Source organism: Enterobacter sp. SST3, from assembly GCF_000286655.1.
GTDB lineage: Bacteria > Pseudomonadota > Gammaproteobacteria > Enterobacterales > Enterobacteriaceae > Enterobacter > Enterobacter roggenkampii.
In genome coordinates, this window is sequence record NZ_ALNS01000001.1 from 63,532 (window position 1) to 79,044 (window position 15,513).

A 15,513-nucleotide genomic window follows, 5' to 3' on the forward strand; every position below is an offset into this window, starting at 1 on the left:
ATGAAAAACCATCAGGGACGTTACTGCCCGGTTGCACTGGCGCTGATGGCTGCGCTCTGGCCGCAGGCTGGCTGGAGCGAAAGCTATTTCAACCCGGCCTTCCTGTCCGACGACACCGCCAGCGTGGCGGATTTGTCGCGTTTTGAACAAGGACACCAGCAGGCACCCGGCGTTTATCGCGTGGATATCTGGCGTAACGATGAATTTATCGGGACTCAGGACGTGCGTTTTGAGCAGGCAGAGAACACGCCGCCGGTGGCGGGCGGGCTATCGCCGTGTATTACGCGGGCGATGCTCGACCGCTTTGGCGTCAACGTCGCGGCGTTTCCCGAGCTGGCTCAGGTCCAGGGTGAGGCCTGCGTCCCGTTGACCACGGCCATTCCCGGTAGCGAAACGGTATTCAACTTTGCCTCACAGCGCCTGAACGTCAGCCTGCCGCAGGTGGCATTGCAGAACAGCGCCCGGGGCTACATTCCGCCGGAACAGTGGGATGAAGGCATTCCCGCCGCGCTGCTGAACTACAGCTTTACGGGCAACCGGGGCAGCGAAGACGACAGCTATTACCTCAACCTGCAGAGCGGGCTGAACTACGGCGCCTGGCGTTTACGTAACAACGGCGCATGGCGATACACGCAGACCAACGGGCAGCGGCACAGCGAGTGGCAGAATATTGGCACCTGGGCGCAGCGCACCGTGATCCCGCTGAAAAGCGAACTGGTCCTGGGCGACAGCAATACCGGCAATGACGTCTTCGACAGCATGGGGTTCCGCGGCGGAAGGCTCTTCTCGTCTGACAGCATGTATCCGGACAGCCTGCAGGGCTACGCGCCCACCGTGCGCGGGATCGCCCGGACGCCCGCCAAAGTGGTGGTGCGTCAGAATGGCTACGTGATCTATCAAAGCTATGTGCAGCCGGGCGCATTTGCGATTACCGATCTCAACCCCACCTCCTCAAGCGGTGACCTGGAAGTGACGGTAGAAGAGAAAGACGGTACCCAGCAGCGCTATACCGTGCCGTACTCCACCGTGCCGCTTCTGCAGCGTGAAGGGCGCTGGAAGTATGACCTCGTCGCGGGGGATTACCGCAGCGGTAACAGCGATCAGGATACGCCGTTCTTCACCCAGGGCACCCTGATTACCGGACTTGCCAACGGCTTTACGCTCTACGGCGGAACGCAGCTGGCGTCACGCTATACCGCGGTTGCCGTCGGGGCCGGAAAAAACCTGGGCGACTGGGGCGCGGTTTCGCTCGATATCACCCACGCCCGCAGCCAGCTCGCGGACGACAGCAAGCATGAAGGACAGTCCCTGCGCTTCCTCTATGCGAAATCCCTTAACGGTTTCGGCACCAACTTCCAGCTGCTGGGCTACCGCTACTCCACAAAAGGGTTTTACACCCTGGACGATGTGGCATGGCGCTCAATGGAAGGCTATCAGTATGCCGACAGCCAGGACGATAACGATGTGCCGGACGTGCAGAGCTATCACAACCTGACGTGGAATAAAAAAGGCCGCTTCCAGCTTAACGTTTCTCAGTCGCTGGGGGATTACGGCTCGGTCTATATCTCCGGCAGCGAGCAGACCTACTGGGGTACCGACGAGTCGAACCTCTGGTACCAGCTGGGGTATGCGGGGGGCATGAAGGGGATCAACTACTCCGTTTCGTGGTCGTGGAACAAATCCGTCGGGATCGACGGCACCGACCGGATCGCGTCGTTTAACGTCTCCGTGCCGTTCAGTATCTTTACCCGTCAGGGCTATCGCCGGGACAGCGCGATTGACCGTGCCTACGCCACGGCATCCGCCAGCCGGAACAGCGATGGCGACACAAGCTGGCAAACCGGCGTCAGCGGCACGCTGCTGGAGGACCGCAACCTGAACTACAGCGTGACTCAGGGACACACCAGCACCAACGGGTCAAGCGGAAGCGCCAGCGCCAACTGGCAGGCGACCTACGGCACGTTGGGCGTGGGTTACAACTACAGCGACGATCAGCACGATCTCAACTGGCAGCTCTCCGGCGGGGTCGTCGGTCATGCCGACGGCGTGACCTTCAGCCAGCCGCTGGGTGACACCAACGTGCTGATCAAAGCGCCGGGGGCATCCGGCGTCAGCGTGGAAAACCAGACCGGCGTGAGAACCGACTGGCGAGGCTATGCGGTGATGCCGTATGCCACCGTCTACCGCTACAACCGCGTGGCGCTGGATACCAACACCATGAGCAACAACACCGACATCGAAAACAACGTGAGCAGCGTGGTGCCGACCAAAGGCGCGCTGGTGCGCGCCAGCTTTGATACCCGCATTGGCGTGCGCGCCCTGCTGACGGTAACGCGCGGCAACCAGCCCGTGCCGTTTGGTGCGGTGGTCCGTGAGACCCGGAGCGGTGTCACCAGCATGGTGGGGGACGACGGGCAAATTTACCTGAGCGGGCTGCCGCTGGAGGGCGAGCTGCTGATCCAGTGGGGCGACGGGGCGCAGTCCCAGTGTCGCGCGCCTTACAGCTTGCCTGAAAAGAGCCTGCAACAGGCAATCACAATGAAGGGGATTCGCTGTGAATAAAACCCACATTTTAGGCTTGTCGCTTCTGGCGCTACTGCCTGCGGCAAATGCATTCGCCACCGTGTGCGTCAATGAAAAAGGCGTGCCGACGGAAGTGCATTACGACCTGACGGACAAATTCAATAGCTCGAATAACCAGATTGGACAGGTCGTGACGCTCAGCGAGAAGTCGCAGTGGGTAGGGGTGAATGCCGTCTGCCCGAAGGGCACGGTCGGGAATACCACCAAGCGTAGCTATGTGACCGATTATCAGGTTACGGGAACGAGCGATGGCTATCAGTATCTGAAGCTGAATGACTATCTGGACGGGGCCATGAAAATCACGGACAGCTATGCTGGCGTGTTTTATCCGCCAAAAAACTATATCCAGATGGGGAGCCATCCTAACGTCTCCAAAAACAGACCGTTTGGCGTTCAGGACTCCAGCCTTGTCTTCCGCCTTAAGGTAACCCGACGTTTTATTAATATGGTCGTGATCCCGCGCGCCACCATGTTCCGCGTTTACGTCACCACCACCTCCTCGGATCCGCTCACCACGCCGGTCTATACCATCAGCTACAGCGGTACCATTCAGGTACCGCAAAGCTGCGCTATCAACGCCGGGAACGTGGTGGAGTTTGATTTCGGCGACATTGGTGCCTCCTTGTTCAGCAAGGCGGGCGTAGGTAACAAACCGGAGGGCGTCTCATCGCAAAGCAAAACCATTGCGATCAAATGCACCAACGTCGAGGCGAACGCCATGCTGACGATGCGCGTAGAGGCGGAGAAAGTCTCTGATAATGTGCTGGTGTCGGATAACCCGGACGTCGGGTTCATCATTGCCAACGAGAGCGGTGCGCCGCTAACGCCTAACAACCTGACAAGCAAAATTCCGTTCCGCCTCGACGACAGCGCGCAGGCAAAGGTGGGGATCCGCGTCTGGCCGGTGAGCGTGACGGGCAACAAGCCAGCGGAAGGGCGTTTCACCTCGCGCGGGCATTTGCGCGTGGATTACGACTAAGGAGCCGATATGCGAAACGGGATCCGTTTTCTCACCGTGGCGCTCTTTGCGCTTTGCACACAGGCTCAGGCGGACACCGCGTTGGGTGAAATTAACATTCGGCTCTACGGCAATATTGTCGATTTTACCTGCGTTGCGGAAGGCAGCGACAGCGACAAGACCGTCACGCTGGGCACCTGGCCCACGAAACAGCTCAGCACCACCGGGAGCCGCACGCAGCCCATGCCGTTTACGCTGAAGCTGACCGGCTGTCCGCCGGGCGCCGCGTCGATTACGTTTTCGGGCAAAGCCGACGGGAGCAATAACGGTTTGCTGGCGCTGAACGACGCCAGTACAGCGAGCCGTGTCGCGGTAGAGATCAGGGATGCGGATAAAACGCGTCTGGCTCTCCAGCAGGCCAGCCAGCCGGTCTCGGTTGATGCGCAGGGGAATGCAACATTGTCGTTTTATGCCAATTATATTGCCACTGCAGATAACCCTCAGCCCGGACGAGCCGATGCGGATGCCACCTTTATGATTAACTATAATTAGCACTGACCGCACTCCCTGCAGCTCAGATAAGCTGCAGGGAGTGAATTCAGGTTAAAGCAGCTCGTGCGCTTTGGCGTAATCAATTAATTCCACGATGCTTTGCACGCCCAGCTTGGAATAAATATTGGATTTATGCGCGCTAATGGTTTTGTTGCTTAATAGTAGCTGTTCAGCAATTTCCTTATTGGATAATCCATTCGCCAGATAGCGTAATACCGTGACCTCGCGATTTGATAATGGCATATCGACTGCCATCCCTTTCCCTGAACCCAAATGGTTTATAAAGTTCAGCGTTTCCGATGGGAAAAAGGAATAGCCCATCAGGATCATTTCTACGGCGTTGTAGATCTCACCCAAATCTTTTCGTTTACTGACGAAACCATTTGCCCCGGCGCGAATGGCGCGACCCGCGTAAAATAACTCTGATTTAGATGAGAGGAACAGAACCTTAATGTCTTTGTTTAAGTTTCTGATTCTCTTAAGTAAAGCGAAAGCATCCGTGCCCGTGAGTTCAATGTCAAGGATCACCAGATCGATAGGGTGATTACGGATACAGTCAAGGACTTCATGGCTATCGCCAGACTTGAGCTTGACTGTGATATTCTTATTTTTCTGTAGCAGGACTTCTATCGACATTCTGACGATAGGATGTTCGTCCATAATGATAACGGATGCCGGTTTCATTTTTAATGCCTCAGATTGTTAAAAGCGTTATGCAGAGTTTGGTAAAACTCTCGAAATGCCGGAAGGATATAATGTGCAGATCCCTATACCGTAGTATTTCCCTGGAAAGAGCGAAAGCATCCTTGTTTACGTAATGAAAAGAACTATGCCTCAGCGCGGTCATCTCATTTGGCTGGTGTTGGCAAAAAGGTTTTTCTTATTCAGATTTGGTACGCTTCTTATTATACAGGGTAAGTTTTTTCCGAAAACCCTGTAAATTAATCACAGGATATTGGTTTGTATTATCTTCTGGATCTGAATCGCTATTTTTTTAAATTTAGCGGAAATATCCTGTTATCCCATTTACCGCATATTTTCATCTTTATGTAATAACAAAATATAACAGATATCTCTGTATGTTGATCAATTGTTAACAAAAATACGCATCATTTTGGGGGACTCGCCCGGTCTGATGAGGTGAGCAATTGCCCTCGCAGGCCGTCAGACCTTCATCTGAAAGCGTGAAGGTTGACCTTCAGCTCCGCAACTCCTGCACAGGAGAACATGCTATCTGCTTCGCTTTTCCCTCCAGGGCGCAGTCGCTAAGCTGCTTGTTTTTACATCATTATCATCTTGTTAACGCTGTCTGCATTCACTTAACGGATGGAGGAAAGTGCTGCCGTTCGTTCAATTTGTGGCATTTCACAAGGTTCTCGCCCATAAATTAGGAATAGTTATAATTTCGACTTTATTGTTAAAAATTAACATTTTTGAAACACGAATGGTAAGTAAATTCTTAAAGCGCTTTAGGAAATAAGGGGTTAGGACGTGAGTGAAAACGTGCAGTCTGAGAGGTTATTAAGAAGATGCAACAATTCCTGTCGATGACTCAGCCCCAGCTTCACCAGGATGCAGCTAAGACGATAGATAATGCGGCTATACGGACGATTCTGCATAAGGGCAATCTGACGTAACGTCTTGCCCCGGGAGAGTTCCTGCAGGATCGGCCATTCATTGCGGTTGAACCAGTCTTTGTCGGAGCCCTGTGGCGGGCGGGCATCCAGCAGGCTGTGCTGGAGTGCCGCGGCGTTCAGCTGGCGCTCGAGCACATGAAAGGGACCTGCCGCTTTGCAGAAAAGGCGGGTGTCGTAATTATCGGCCCGGACTAACAGCCAGGGCGTCAGGAACGGAGGAAACAGGCTATGCCTTCTCAACTGATCCAGTTTCTCCAGAAGCCCCGTTGACCGGCTTTCAATATCCACGACCAGACGGGCGGAGGGCCATTGCGTCTGCGCGACAAGGGCGTCGTCCAGCGTGGCGTAATCGCAGCAGCTGCTCAGGGGAAACTGTCCGTTGAGAAAACCGGTGCGCAGGAAATGATCCTCCGTCACCAGGAGAATAAACGGGGCGTCTGTTTTGCGGGGCTGGCTGATGGACTGGCTCAAAAATTCGAGCCGGTCGAAAAAGGGGGGAGCAAAAGGTGAGCGCGTAAATCCCAGTGCATCACTTCCTGTACGCCGCCGCCGGTAACGGCGCACTGTCATTCGCATGGTCTCCCTCGTGGAAATGGCGTTTTAATCCTCCGGCCATGTCCAGGACGGCCAGTAATATCCCTGGCCGAAGTCTGCGCCTGCCTGCAGTGCCCAGGTACGATCGCGTTCAGTCTCAATACCTTCGATAAGCACTTTCCCGGCAAGCTGAAAGCAAAGGGAAACCAGTTGCCTCAGCGCAGGGGTGTCGCGTAAACGCCAGAATGCTTCCTTATCTATTTTGATGCCGCTTAACGGAAGTCGACAGGATAAAAACGACTGCACTAAGACATCATCAATGTCATCCAGCCAGATAGCGTGCCCCTGTCTGCTCAGCTGCTGCAGATTCTGAACCACGCGCTGCTTCTGCGCGACGGACAGCGCCAAAAAAGCCGCAAGGTCGACAAGCTCAATATTGAGCGGCACGCAGGGGAGTCTGATGAGCCGCTGGAAGGACGCAGGCTCTGTCAGGACGGTTATCGGCAGATTAATAAAAAGGTTATGACCGTGCGGCGTATTTTTTAACGCAGCAAGCTGCGCCTCAAGCAGCGTTAGCGACCAGCCAGCGGACCGATCGCAAAAAAAATCCTCACTGTGCCGCGTATCGGCCAGGACGCTAAGGACCTCGACGCCAACCTGACGCAAAGAGGCGAGGGCGACGATAGGCTCAAGCTTAATGCCGACGATGTCCTGAGAGAGGTACTGTAACCGGGGGGGCGTATCGATCAGGTTTTGCGCTGTCACTCCATTGTCCTGTTGTCTGTCAGCCTCCAGGCGGCCGGGATACCTGGCTCTAGTGTGACGAGCTGACGTTCAGGAAAACAGCAGGCGTTACTTAAATGCAACTAAGCCTTTTCGCAGCGCTAAATTTTACGGTAAAACAGGGAGGAATGTTGAGAAAATAGCCGTATTTACAATCGGCTAGCGGTAATTGGCCCTGAAAACGGAAAAGGCATTGACTCACCTGCCATTGACCGTATAATTCTTCGCGTTTCACCACCGCGAAGTACACGCTTCTCAGTGCGCCCTTAGCTCAGTTGGATAGAGCAACGGCCTTCTAAGCCGTAGGTCGTAGGTTCGAATCCTACAGGGCGTGCCATTATCACTTCCACTAACGTCTCTCAAAGTCTACTAAATCCAGTAATACCAAGCCATTCAGCTTAATCTCGCTCTCCCTACGTCTACTAAATTGTATTGAAATCCACACCAAAGTGGGGGTACATTCGGGGGTATATACAGGTTCAATGGAAAGAGATACCCCCAATGAAGTTAACGGCACGCCAGATAAGCACAGCTAAGCCTCAGGACAAGCCCTACAAACTGGCGGATGGCGGTGGGCTGTACCTGCTAGTTAACCCAAATGGGTCCAGATACTGGCGACTGAAGTACCGCCTCGCTGGAAAGGAAAAGCTCCTGTCTATTGGTGTTTTCCCTGATGTAACCCTCGCTGAGGCAAGAGATAAGCGAAATGAAGCCAAGCGATTACTCGCTAATGGTGAAGATCCGTCTGAGGTTAAGCGGGCGGAGAAACAAGCCAGAATACTCGCTGTGAATAACAGTTTTGAGTCTCTTGCACTTGAATGGCATGAACATAAGAAACCGAATTGGTCTTCCGGTTATTCTGACGACATACTCGAATATCTGCGAAAAGATATTTTCCCTTATATCGGTAGAAAAGCTATTACCGATATTAAACCAATGGACATGCTTTCAGTTCTGAAGAAGATGGAAGAACGGGGTGTCCTGGATAAGCTCAAGAAAACGAGACAGGCTTGCCGCCAGATATTCACTTATGCAGTTATCACTGGAAGGGCAGAGTACAATCCAGTCACGGATTTGGCAGGTGCTCTGAAATCCCCCAAACAGCAACATTTCCCTCATCTCTCACCAGCTCAACTTGGACCCTTCAGACAAGCTGTCGATGCATATAGTGGCAGTAAAATTACCCGCATCGCGACATTACTGCTCATGTACCTCAGTGTCCGAACCATCGAACTTCGTGCTGCTGAGTGGCATGAATTTGATCTGAGCAAAGATCTCTGGCTAATCCCAAAAGAGCGCATGAAGATGCGCCGACCACACCTAGTTCCTATTCCGAGACAAGCCAAGGAGCTGTTGCTCGAACTCAAAGAGATTACCGGTAGAGGAAAGTATGTTTTCCCGGGACGTAATGACGCAGGGAAGCCGATGAGCGAAGCCAGCATTAACCAGGTGATTAAACGTATTGGCTATGCCGGTCAAGCAACTGGCCATGGCTTCAGACACACCATGAGCACTGTATTACATGAACAGGGATTCAATTCTGCCTGGATAGAGGCGCAGTTGGCACATTCTGACAGAAACACGATACGTGGCACCTATAATCATGCTCAGTACATTGATGGGCGGCGCGAGATGCTTCAGTGGTATGCAGACTATCTGGATGAGTTGGCTGATAAAACCACCAGATAGGAGCTTTACTTATGTGAGATGAAAGTAGTTGTTCCAATCGTTCCAGTGCCCCATATATGTTGATATGAATATAAGTTATTGTTTTTATTTATATAAAATTTTTGATGATGGAGCTACTTATGCCATGTTTGGAACAAATATCAGAACTAATGTGGCATACCCTACAATTTACTGGTTAGGTATACAGTGAAGCTAGACATGTATACTTCAGTAGATGATAATTCCACAAAAGAAAATGGCTATGTCTAGGTTGATCCCCGAAAACCCGTACACCTCTGCGGGCTGGCATGGCCGCCAAAATCAGAGGACGAGAGGTGACGTAATGGGCTTGTTTCAACAAATAAACAATGAAAAAAATGAACTAATACATTTTGAAACTTTATTATCAGAAATAGCCAAACAAGAAAATATTAGTTTCTCAGATGCTTGCGCAATTATAGCTAGGGAAGCATATTGGCATATGGATGACATCCCATTTGGTGAGCCGTTTTATTTATATGATTATGATGTCATCAGTGGCTTTAAGAAAAGTGATGGCTTTTCAAAACAATCTTTAAGCTTCTTAAAGGATATGGCTCTTGGAGGGGTGTTTTCTGAGGAATCCAGCCCTGATTTGAAAGGTGTTTATTCTAGATGTGATGGGGGGAATGGATGGTATCGTGAATTTTATTTTAGAGGGACAGAGATTACTATGGCCTTTATTGATAGTAATGTAAATATTCCGCCCTGTTTAGAGAAATTTCGTGTGCGTGCCGAGAAATTGTTAAAGGATAAGAAAGACCGTTTAGCAAAGAAAAAAGAAAAGGAAGGCCAAATAGTAGTATCACGAGATGAACTTGAAAAAGAGATCGAGCTCTTGCGTGCTGAGATAACAACACTGAAGGGCGCACTACCTTCACAATTGGGTGAGTTTAGAGACGATGATCCTCTCTTGATCGCAATTCAACTTCGTAATTCTGAGTGGTCAAACTACGACGTGGATGACCGCAGGACTATACCGTCACAGGATGCGCTAGTTGCCCAGCTAAAGTTGGAATATGAAAACATGCCTGATGCTCAGGCTCGTGCAATCGAAAAGGTAGCATGCCCTATTAAGAGAAAATGACTGGCGACCCTTAGGGTAAATACATAGTCTATGTGGCATTCGCACCCTTACCCTGAGGGTAAAATAAAGTTACTATGATGGTTAAACTAACCCAAAATCCCCTTACCCTCATAGTTACTTCTCTCTTATTACTATTAGCCCTAATGTTGCGATGAATTGCATTACTTCTATGTCATCATTTATCTCGTAAACCACAAAAGACGTTACGAGGTAAATATGTCTCACTCATTCATTCGCCTTTCCGAAGTCCAGCGCCGTACTGGCTATAGCAAGGCCTGGCTCTACCGCCTGATGAGTCAGGGTAAATTCCCGTCTTCCATCAAAATTGGCTCGCGCTCCATTGCCTTCGTTGAAAGTGAAGTTGATGACTGGATTAACCAGCGCATCGAAGACTCACGTAAGGAGGTTGCCTGACTACGCATACTTTTACGAATAACTTGCGTGAAATTGCGATAACCCTTTGGCAGGATCGTTATGTCGCGACAGCTACCAACTAATTAACGACAGGTAAATCATCATGACTAAATTTTATGCCCCTACCGGGGAGGGAATTGCTCAACCTAAAATCGGCCAGCACGGCATTTCTACGCCAACCATGAGTAGTCTGGAAATGGTCGATTACATCAATGCCGAGCGTAAAGCGAAAGCCGAAGCAGAAGGATTAACTTTCCCATGCAAGCGCTATACGAAGATTCTACACAAACACATACTTGCCAAGTCGCCGAAGGTTTTGGGTGAGGGACACTCAGCCAAATTTTTGGCTCAGTATAGTGATAGCACTGGGCGTGAGCTTCCCTGCTACCAGTACCCTAAGCGCGAAGCTTGCCTGATGGCGATGAGCTATAGCTATGAGCTGCAGGCCAAGGTTTACGACTACATGGAAGAGTTAGATCGCCAGGCTCATGGCTACCTCAATTATTCAGTCCAAGAACTACAGGCAATTGTGGCTGGAGCTCGTAAGGTATCAGATGAAGACTCAAGTGATGCTGGCCGCCGTTTACGTAAACGTCAGGACGATCTGGTACTGCTCGAGAAAGCGGAATCGCTGGTTGAAAGCCTCAGTCAGTTGAAGCTCGATTTTATCGGTAGCGAATGTGATAAGGAGATTCATTAATGTGTGATGAGCAAACACTTAATCCGGTTAATGAGCTTGAGAGAATCAGGGCGCTTGCAGTTGCTGCCGGCTATTTATCCACTACAGGGAAAGAGGCAACACTGTTGTATGAACTTGTAGATTTAGTGGGGGAAATCGCCCGCAAAGCACTCGAGCATGAAGGCGTATTATAGGTTTCGTTACTATGGGTGGCCTACGCCACCCCATATTTTCATCCGTCCACTTTCATGTCTGCCAATGTTTCAACATTATCCCAACCACCACAGGTGTTAACCATTTCACCCAGCCTTGAGAAACAGGCATTCATCCAGCGCAGACCGCGAGGTGTTAGTGATGGCACTGTTCCCCAGTCAATAAAGTCAGAGTTTTTTCGATCCATATAGCCAATAAGATTGAGCATGTTGGTGTAATGCGCCCTGCGACGTTCTAAATTCCATCCCTTGTCTTCAAGATATGAGTCGATGAATCCCTGAAGCGAGGGTTGGTTTAATGAAATATCACCATGCACATGACGATACACAGGTCGATGATGTACGCTGACCAAATGGAACAGATAGGCATCAGACAGCCATGTAAGAGCTTGCTGGTGGGCCTGCTGAATTGAGCTGACATGATCGCAGATGTCCCTTTTCATCTCACATACCCTCGGGTGTATAAATCGCTTTATCGTGACTGTATTCGCCGTTCCATGTCTTTTTCATCGGCAGTTCACCTTTCATATACAGCTGGTACAGGCGATGACATCCTTTCTCCAGAAGCACAGGTGTAAACTTTGTGAAAGCATCCTTGCCGTGCGGGGTTATCTGCGTCTGGTCTTCTGTGAGATATTTGTCGCGTGCATATGAGGCGACACGCCAGCGAGGATCTTTCTCAGGATCACGTTGTTCGTTGAACACCCAGTCACGCTCGAATACCCACCACATCATTTTGTTGATATTGACGCCATTAAGAGCCTTACAGAATGCAGGGATCGTCATGCCTTTGGTGAAGTGTTTCTCCAGACTCTCAACGGTGGCGCTGAGCGTTTTATTTTCCAGCGCAGCGGCTTCGGCTCGTTCTTCGGCCTCGATAACCATCAGCGCCAGCTGTTTACGGCTGAGAGCCACCTGTGTTGACGGTGCCGCTATGGCATCACGCTGAGTAAAGTAAAATTCCACCAGGTCTTCGTGATATCCCCAGGCTTGATCGGTTTCCAGCATTTTTGCGTGGTTGGCCGCACCGCGTTCTGTCCACAGAGTCAGGCTACGCGTTTTGTTCGAAATTTGTGCGGGACTAAAAGAGACTCGCAAATTTTCCAGTTCCGTTCCTGAGATTTGGAAGTAATGCTTACCTTCCACGAAACGTGATTTATTGCGGTTGAAATTGCGGCGAATATTCTCCATATCGGTTCCGTATCCCGCTGCCAGCTGTTCAGTGGTTACTACACGTTGACCGCGATACTCAATGATCTGCAAGTCACGAGCCGCGACTGGCGTTAATTCAGTTTTCATTGCCATGTTACTTATCCTTCTTCAATTCGATCCCGATGTGTTTTGCGTAACGGCGCATACTGCGATTCAGTGGTATCAGTACGTTGCCGTCCCCGGTACTGAACTGCGATACAAACTGCTCACATTGCGCATTTTCGCGAACTGGTTCCCGTGTTAGCCGGTGCCCTTGTGCCAGCGTCAGCCCACATAGCCCTTGTCGAGTTTTGCTGCTACGTCTCTTTACCATCAGCGCACCCCCTCTGGTTTGCTGGCCTGCAGCTCTGCCTGCTCTTTCACGTAGCGGTCGTGCATGGAGTCCCACTTCGCCAGCCACTTTTGAGCCTCGCGCTTACGCGCCAGGATTCGACCTAGACGGCGAATGCAACGTTGGTGGGCCATGAAATACTCATGGGTTATGCCGCCCCGCTGCCAACAGTTAAGTTCTGGCTTAAGAGGATGGACTGCCTGCACATCCGGGTGACGCTGCTCAAATCCGGAGCGCTCAAATGCTTCTGAAGTCATGAAGAACGCCAGATACCGGATCGCCGTGTCTCGGGAGAAGCATTTTTTAATTCGTCCGTGGCGTACTGCCACGAACAGCGGGCCAACTGGCGTATAGTGTTTCTGTAATGCCAGGTCAATCGTGCTGGCGGTGCGGTTATCGAACATAATTAATTTTCCTCACTTACATTCTTCTTTTTCACGTAATCAACAACCTCGTTCAGAAGTTCGTCGATAATTAATTTCCCTGAATCTGTCAGATATTCGGTGTGTTTATTAATTCCTATGGCATTTTGATATGCGGTTTTGATAGTTGCGTCACCCTCATATCTGCTAAGCCCACCGCGTGTTATTCCTTCAAAGCGTAATAACAGCTGATTCATGAAGTTCTCATTTACTTCTAAGGTTTCAATTTTGTTTTCGGGCAGTTTTATAATCAGTAGGTTTCCACCAGTCTTACGTTTGAGTCGCGCCAATGCCGCGTTAGCAACTCTGCGCCGGTAGGTATCGATAATATTCATAGTTAGTACCCATAAGCTTTCTTAAGATAAAGACGAGCGATTACCTCGTAACCACACACCGCATAGAGGCATGCTGATCTGTATGCTGATTGGTCTTTGATAAAAGTCATACGAAGCGCCTCACAGCCAAAGAAGCGACTACCCGACCATGAATTTTTATTTCTTTCTGTTCATCGGTGTTAAGGGTGAAGGTTTCGTAATGATGGTTGTCCGAAATAATTTTCAATGAACCACAAACCAATGGCTCTACTCTCTTAATAAAAAGGCAAGGACGACCAAATACATCCATCGTATAAACATAAATGCCAGGGGTAAGCGCACGGCCACCGCAATCAACGAAAGCCACTACCTCACAGGGTTCGATGGTCGGCTGCATTGAGTCTCCCTCCATCCTGCAGCTCTGTACGCGGTTACCAAAGTCATTAATATTGTCAGAGCCAAACAGCATTTGAGGCGTTTTTATTGGTTGATTAATTGCGAGAGAATTTTGCATTTCATTTCCTCAGGGTGTGTTTGTTCCCACCCGGAAAGGTGTTGTTTATATTAAGGTGAGTTAATTAATATGTTGCTTGTTTGGCTTCGAACATCTTTTTAATGTCAGGATAAGCATCAATGATTTTTTTAGCGTCATCACAGGCTTCATCGTATGACTTAAAAAAATCAACCAGGACGAAATAGTTATCGATGCGTTCGTAAACGGCGAACTCCATCTCACCAACAAACGTTGTATTAAATTGATAATTAAATCCTTTCTCACAAGGCTGCACAGCATAGCAATAAGACCAGTGCGAATTTGCTGCTTTGAGCTTGGCGTGAATATCAAATTCCATGCTGTTTGGTTTTGGTAGGGAAGTTGTGTTCATCTCATTGGCTCCGTTGTTTGCCGATGAATGAATACTACAAAACGTACATATTTATGTCTATACAAATCGTACATTTATTTGAGCGGTTTGTACAAAGTGTATGAATATTAAAAGGAAATAAATTACATGATGTGAGGTTTTGCGGGGAAACAAAAAAGACCGCAATTAAAGCGGTCTTATAGTAAAAATGGTGTTATTAGAAAGTATCTTCAGGCCACTGGGCTGTTATAACCCTTCCGATGATTCTGCAGTCCTCGTTGCAAGGAATGCTTTGATAGCGAGGGTTTGGATTGAGAGGCTCCAGCCATGGCTGACCATCTTCACGAACATATCGCTTGAATGTAACTTCTGAATCGTTGTGAATAGCCGCCACGCAAAAATCACCATGATCAACAACCTCTGAAGGATCAACTAAAATGAGCATTCCTTCAGGAAAACTAGGCCTTGTTCCTTGAGGAGCAGTCATTGAATGTCCGCTAACTTCAAGCCAAAACGAACTGGGGCCTGCTTTCTTGGTCGAAGCAACCCATTGCAAAGAATCACGCTCAGTTAGCGCTGTACCTTGAGCAAACTGACCAGCCTGCAATGTTGTGAAAAGAGGATACTCATATTGCTGCTTCACTGGAGGATGAGTTAGATCGTCTGCAACTGTAAATGTCCCGTCAGGATTTAAAGTGGCTCCAGAAATTTCCAGTATTTTGAATATTGTACCTACCTCTGCTAACGAAGGGCTTCTCCTCCCGTTAAGCCAATGCCCCATTGCTCCCTGAGTTACACCCATCTTCTCAGAGAGTTCTGCTTGGGTCATACCAAGCACAGCTAGTCTGGCTTTAGCCAGTTCGTTCCAGTGTTTTTTCATGGTCTAAATGATACACCTTGTGTAGTTTACCTCAATGCACAATATGTACAATTTGTTTGATTGTGTAAACTACATAATGTACATTTAATTCTCCATAAGGAGGAATCATGAACAACCTTAGAGAATTAAGGCGATCGCTTCATCTTACCCAGCGGAGCTTGGCTAATGAAATTGGTCAAACGATTAGTTCTATTGGCCATTACGAATCTGGAAGGCGAACTCCTGATATAAAAACATGCCATCAGTTGGTAGAGGCATTAAGTAAAAATGGGAAAAAGTTCTCTATCGAGGATATTTTTCCCCCAATCATTGGAGAGTGACATGCCACGACATTGTTGCGTTAGC

Annotated in this window: 19 protein-coding genes and 1 tRNA gene; 10 read left to right on the forward strand and 10 right to left on the reverse strand. The window is 49.7% G+C overall.

Annotated features, from left to right (window positions below; translation table 11 throughout):
* The 3 genes from B498_RS20820 to sfmF are packed head-to-tail and all read left to right on the forward strand — an operon-like array spanning position 1 to position 4,093.
* The gene (locus B498_RS20820; protein ID WP_008499336.1) at positions 1–2,562 is read left to right on the forward strand and encodes a fimbrial biogenesis usher protein; all 2,562 of its coding nucleotides are present in this window, start codon (positions 1–3) and stop codon (positions 2,560–2,562) included.
* Positions 2,555–3,562: a type 1 fimbria D-mannose specific adhesin FimH gene (gene fimH, locus B498_RS20815; protein WP_008499337.1), complete on the forward strand. Its 1,008-nt coding sequence runs from the start codon at positions 2,555–2,557 to the stop codon at positions 3,560–3,562. The genes B498_RS20820 and fimH overlap by 8 nt, the downstream gene beginning before the upstream one ends.
* Before the next feature lie 9 nt (positions 3,563–3,571).
* Positions 3,572–4,093: a fimbria assembly protein gene (gene sfmF / locus B498_RS20810; RefSeq protein ID WP_008499338.1), complete on the forward strand. Its 522-nt coding sequence runs from the start codon at positions 3,572–3,574 to the stop codon at positions 4,091–4,093.
* A gap of 51 nt (positions 4,094–4,144) precedes the next feature.
* On the opposite strand, the gene fimZ is transcribed toward sfmF, so the two are convergent.
* The 3 genes from fimZ to B498_RS20795 form a co-directional block, all read right to left on the reverse strand.
* Positions 4,145–4,777 (reverse strand): fimbria biosynthesis transcriptional regulator FimZ, encoded by a 633-nt coding sequence (gene fimZ / locus B498_RS20805; RefSeq protein ID WP_008499339.1) that lies wholly within the window; start codon positions 4,775–4,777, stop codon positions 4,145–4,147.
* A gap of 800 nt (positions 4,778–5,577) precedes the next feature.
* The gene (locus B498_RS20800) at positions 5,578–6,306 is read right to left on the reverse strand and encodes a helix-turn-helix transcriptional regulator (RefSeq protein WP_008499340.1); all 729 of its coding nucleotides are present in this window, start codon (positions 6,304–6,306) and stop codon (positions 5,578–5,580) included.
* Between the two features lie 24 nt (positions 6,307–6,330).
* Positions 6,331–7,029: an EAL domain-containing protein gene (locus B498_RS20795; RefSeq protein WP_008499341.1), complete on the reverse strand. Its 699-nt coding sequence runs from the start codon at positions 7,027–7,029 to the stop codon at positions 6,331–6,333.
* A 278-nt stretch (positions 7,030–7,307) separates the two neighbouring features.
* Here B498_RS20795 and B498_RS20790 point away from each other — a divergent pair.
* From B498_RS20790 to B498_RS23225, 6 genes are all read left to right on the forward strand, one after another.
* A tRNA-Arg gene (locus B498_RS20790) sits at positions 7,308–7,384 on the forward strand.
* A 164-nt stretch (positions 7,385–7,548) separates the two neighbouring features.
* Positions 7,549–8,736, forward strand: a complete 1,188-nt coding sequence (locus B498_RS20785; protein ID WP_008499342.1) for a tyrosine-type recombinase/integrase — start codon at positions 7,549–7,551, stop codon at positions 8,734–8,736.
* A 322-nt stretch (positions 8,737–9,058) separates the two neighbouring features.
* Positions 9,059–9,841 (forward strand): hypothetical protein, encoded by a 783-nt coding sequence (locus B498_RS20780; protein ID WP_008499343.1) that lies wholly within the window; start codon positions 9,059–9,061, stop codon positions 9,839–9,841.
* A gap of 216 nt (positions 9,842–10,057) precedes the next feature.
* Positions 10,058–10,255: a helix-turn-helix transcriptional regulator gene (locus tag B498_RS20775; RefSeq protein WP_008499344.1), complete on the forward strand. Its 198-nt coding sequence runs from the start codon at positions 10,058–10,060 to the stop codon at positions 10,253–10,255.
* 103 nt (positions 10,256–10,358) lie between these two features.
* Positions 10,359–10,955: a Rha family transcriptional regulator gene (locus tag B498_RS20770; RefSeq protein WP_008499345.1), complete on the forward strand. Its 597-nt coding sequence runs from the start codon at positions 10,359–10,361 to the stop codon at positions 10,953–10,955.
* Entirely contained in the window at positions 10,955–11,128 is a 174-nt protein-coding gene (locus tag B498_RS23225) for a hypothetical protein (RefSeq protein WP_008499346.1), read from the forward strand. Before B498_RS20770 ends, B498_RS23225 begins: the two co-directional genes overlap by 1 nt.
* 38 nt (positions 11,129–11,166) lie before the next feature.
* Here the strand turns inward: B498_RS23225 and B498_RS20765 are convergent, their stop codons facing one another.
* The 7 genes from B498_RS20765 to B498_RS21900 all read right to left on the reverse strand — a co-directional run bounded on the left by B498_RS20765 (position 11,167) and on the right by B498_RS21900 (position 15,168).
* Positions 11,167–11,589: a hypothetical protein gene (locus B498_RS20765; protein ID WP_008499347.1), complete on the reverse strand. Its 423-nt coding sequence runs from the start codon at positions 11,587–11,589 to the stop codon at positions 11,167–11,169.
* 1 nt (position 11,590) lies between these two features.
* The gene (locus B498_RS20760; RefSeq protein WP_008499348.1) at positions 11,591–12,451 is read right to left on the reverse strand and encodes an ORF6N domain-containing protein; all 861 of its coding nucleotides are present in this window, start codon (positions 12,449–12,451) and stop codon (positions 11,591–11,593) included.
* A 219-nt stretch (positions 12,452–12,670) separates the two neighbouring features.
* Positions 12,671–13,093 carry a hypothetical protein gene (locus tag B498_RS20750; RefSeq protein ID WP_008499350.1) on the reverse strand — a complete coding sequence of 141 codons (423 nt, stop codon included), beginning with the start codon at positions 13,091–13,093 and terminating at the stop codon, positions 12,671–12,673.
* Positions 13,094–13,095: 2 nt separating this feature from the next.
* On the reverse strand, positions 13,096–13,446 hold the full coding sequence (locus B498_RS20745; RefSeq protein ID WP_008499351.1) for a hypothetical protein: 351 nt from the start codon (positions 13,444–13,446) through the stop codon (positions 13,096–13,098).
* A gap of 106 nt (positions 13,447–13,552) precedes the next feature.
* Positions 13,553–13,939 carry a helix-turn-helix transcriptional regulator gene (locus B498_RS20740; protein ID WP_008499352.1) on the reverse strand — a complete coding sequence of 129 codons (387 nt, stop codon included), beginning with the start codon at positions 13,937–13,939 and terminating at the stop codon, positions 13,553–13,555.
* A gap of 64 nt (positions 13,940–14,003) precedes the next feature.
* Positions 14,004–14,309 (reverse strand): hypothetical protein, encoded by a 306-nt coding sequence (locus tag B498_RS20735; RefSeq protein ID WP_008499353.1) that lies wholly within the window; start codon positions 14,307–14,309, stop codon positions 14,004–14,006.
* Positions 14,310–14,505: 196 nt separating this feature from the next.
* Positions 14,506–15,168 (reverse strand): LexA family protein, encoded by a 663-nt coding sequence (locus B498_RS21900; RefSeq protein ID WP_008499354.1) that lies wholly within the window; start codon positions 15,166–15,168, stop codon positions 14,506–14,508.
* Between the two features lie 107 nt (positions 15,169–15,275).
* Here B498_RS21900 and B498_RS21905 point away from each other — a divergent pair, with 107 nt between their 5' ends.
* On the forward strand, positions 15,276–15,488 hold the full coding sequence (locus B498_RS21905; RefSeq protein WP_008499355.1) for a helix-turn-helix transcriptional regulator: 213 nt from the start codon (positions 15,276–15,278) through the stop codon (positions 15,486–15,488).
* The last annotated feature ends 25 nt before the right edge of the window (positions 15,489–15,513 follow it).

Excerpts from the sequence above, each read along its gene's own strand:
- B498_RS20820 (WP_008499336.1), top strand. The coding sequence starts at position 1 with ATGAAAAACCATCAGGGACGTTACTGCCCGGTTGCACTGGCGCTGATG.
- sfmF (WP_008499338.1), top strand. The coding sequence starts at position 3,572 with ATGCGAAACGGGATCCGTTTTCTCACCGTGGCGCTCTTTGCGCTTTGC.
- fimZ (WP_008499339.1), bottom strand. The coding sequence starts at position 4,777 with ATGAAACCGGCATCCGTTATCATTATGGACGAACATCCTATCGTCAGA.
- B498_RS20800 (WP_008499340.1), bottom strand. The coding sequence starts at position 6,306 with ATGCGAATGACAGTGCGCCGTTACCGGCGGCGGCGTACAGGAAGTGAT.
- B498_RS20785 (WP_008499342.1), top strand. The coding sequence starts at position 7,549 with ATGAAGTTAACGGCACGCCAGATAAGCACAGCTAAGCCTCAGGACAAG.
- B498_RS20780 (WP_008499343.1), top strand. The coding sequence starts at position 9,059 with ATGGGCTTGTTTCAACAAATAAACAATGAAAAAAATGAACTAATACAT.
- B498_RS20775 (WP_008499344.1), top strand. The coding sequence starts at position 10,058 with ATGTCTCACTCATTCATTCGCCTTTCCGAAGTCCAGCGCCGTACTGGC.
- B498_RS20770 (WP_008499345.1), top strand. The coding sequence starts at position 10,359 with ATGACTAAATTTTATGCCCCTACCGGGGAGGGAATTGCTCAACCTAAA.
- B498_RS23225 (WP_008499346.1), top strand. The coding sequence starts at position 10,955 with ATGTGTGATGAGCAAACACTTAATCCGGTTAATGAGCTTGAGAGAATC.
- B498_RS20765 (WP_008499347.1), bottom strand. The coding sequence starts at position 11,589 with ATGAAAAGGGACATCTGCGATCATGTCAGCTCAATTCAGCAGGCCCAC.
- B498_RS20760 (WP_008499348.1), bottom strand. The coding sequence starts at position 12,451 with ATGGCAATGAAAACTGAATTAACGCCAGTCGCGGCTCGTGACTTGCAG.
- B498_RS20750 (WP_008499350.1), bottom strand. The coding sequence starts at position 13,093 with ATGTTCGATAACCGCACCGCCAGCACGATTGACCTGGCATTACAGAAA.
- B498_RS20745 (WP_008499351.1), bottom strand. The coding sequence starts at position 13,446 with ATGAATATTATCGATACCTACCGGCGCAGAGTTGCTAACGCGGCATTG.
- B498_RS20740 (WP_008499352.1), bottom strand. The coding sequence starts at position 13,939 with ATGCAAAATTCTCTCGCAATTAATCAACCAATAAAAACGCCTCAAATG.
- B498_RS20735 (WP_008499353.1), bottom strand. The coding sequence starts at position 14,309 with ATGAACACAACTTCCCTACCAAAACCAAACAGCATGGAATTTGATATT.
- B498_RS21900 (WP_008499354.1), bottom strand. The coding sequence starts at position 15,168 with ATGAAAAAACACTGGAACGAACTGGCTAAAGCCAGACTAGCTGTGCTT.
- B498_RS21905 (WP_008499355.1), top strand. The coding sequence starts at position 15,276 with ATGAACAACCTTAGAGAATTAAGGCGATCGCTTCATCTTACCCAGCGG.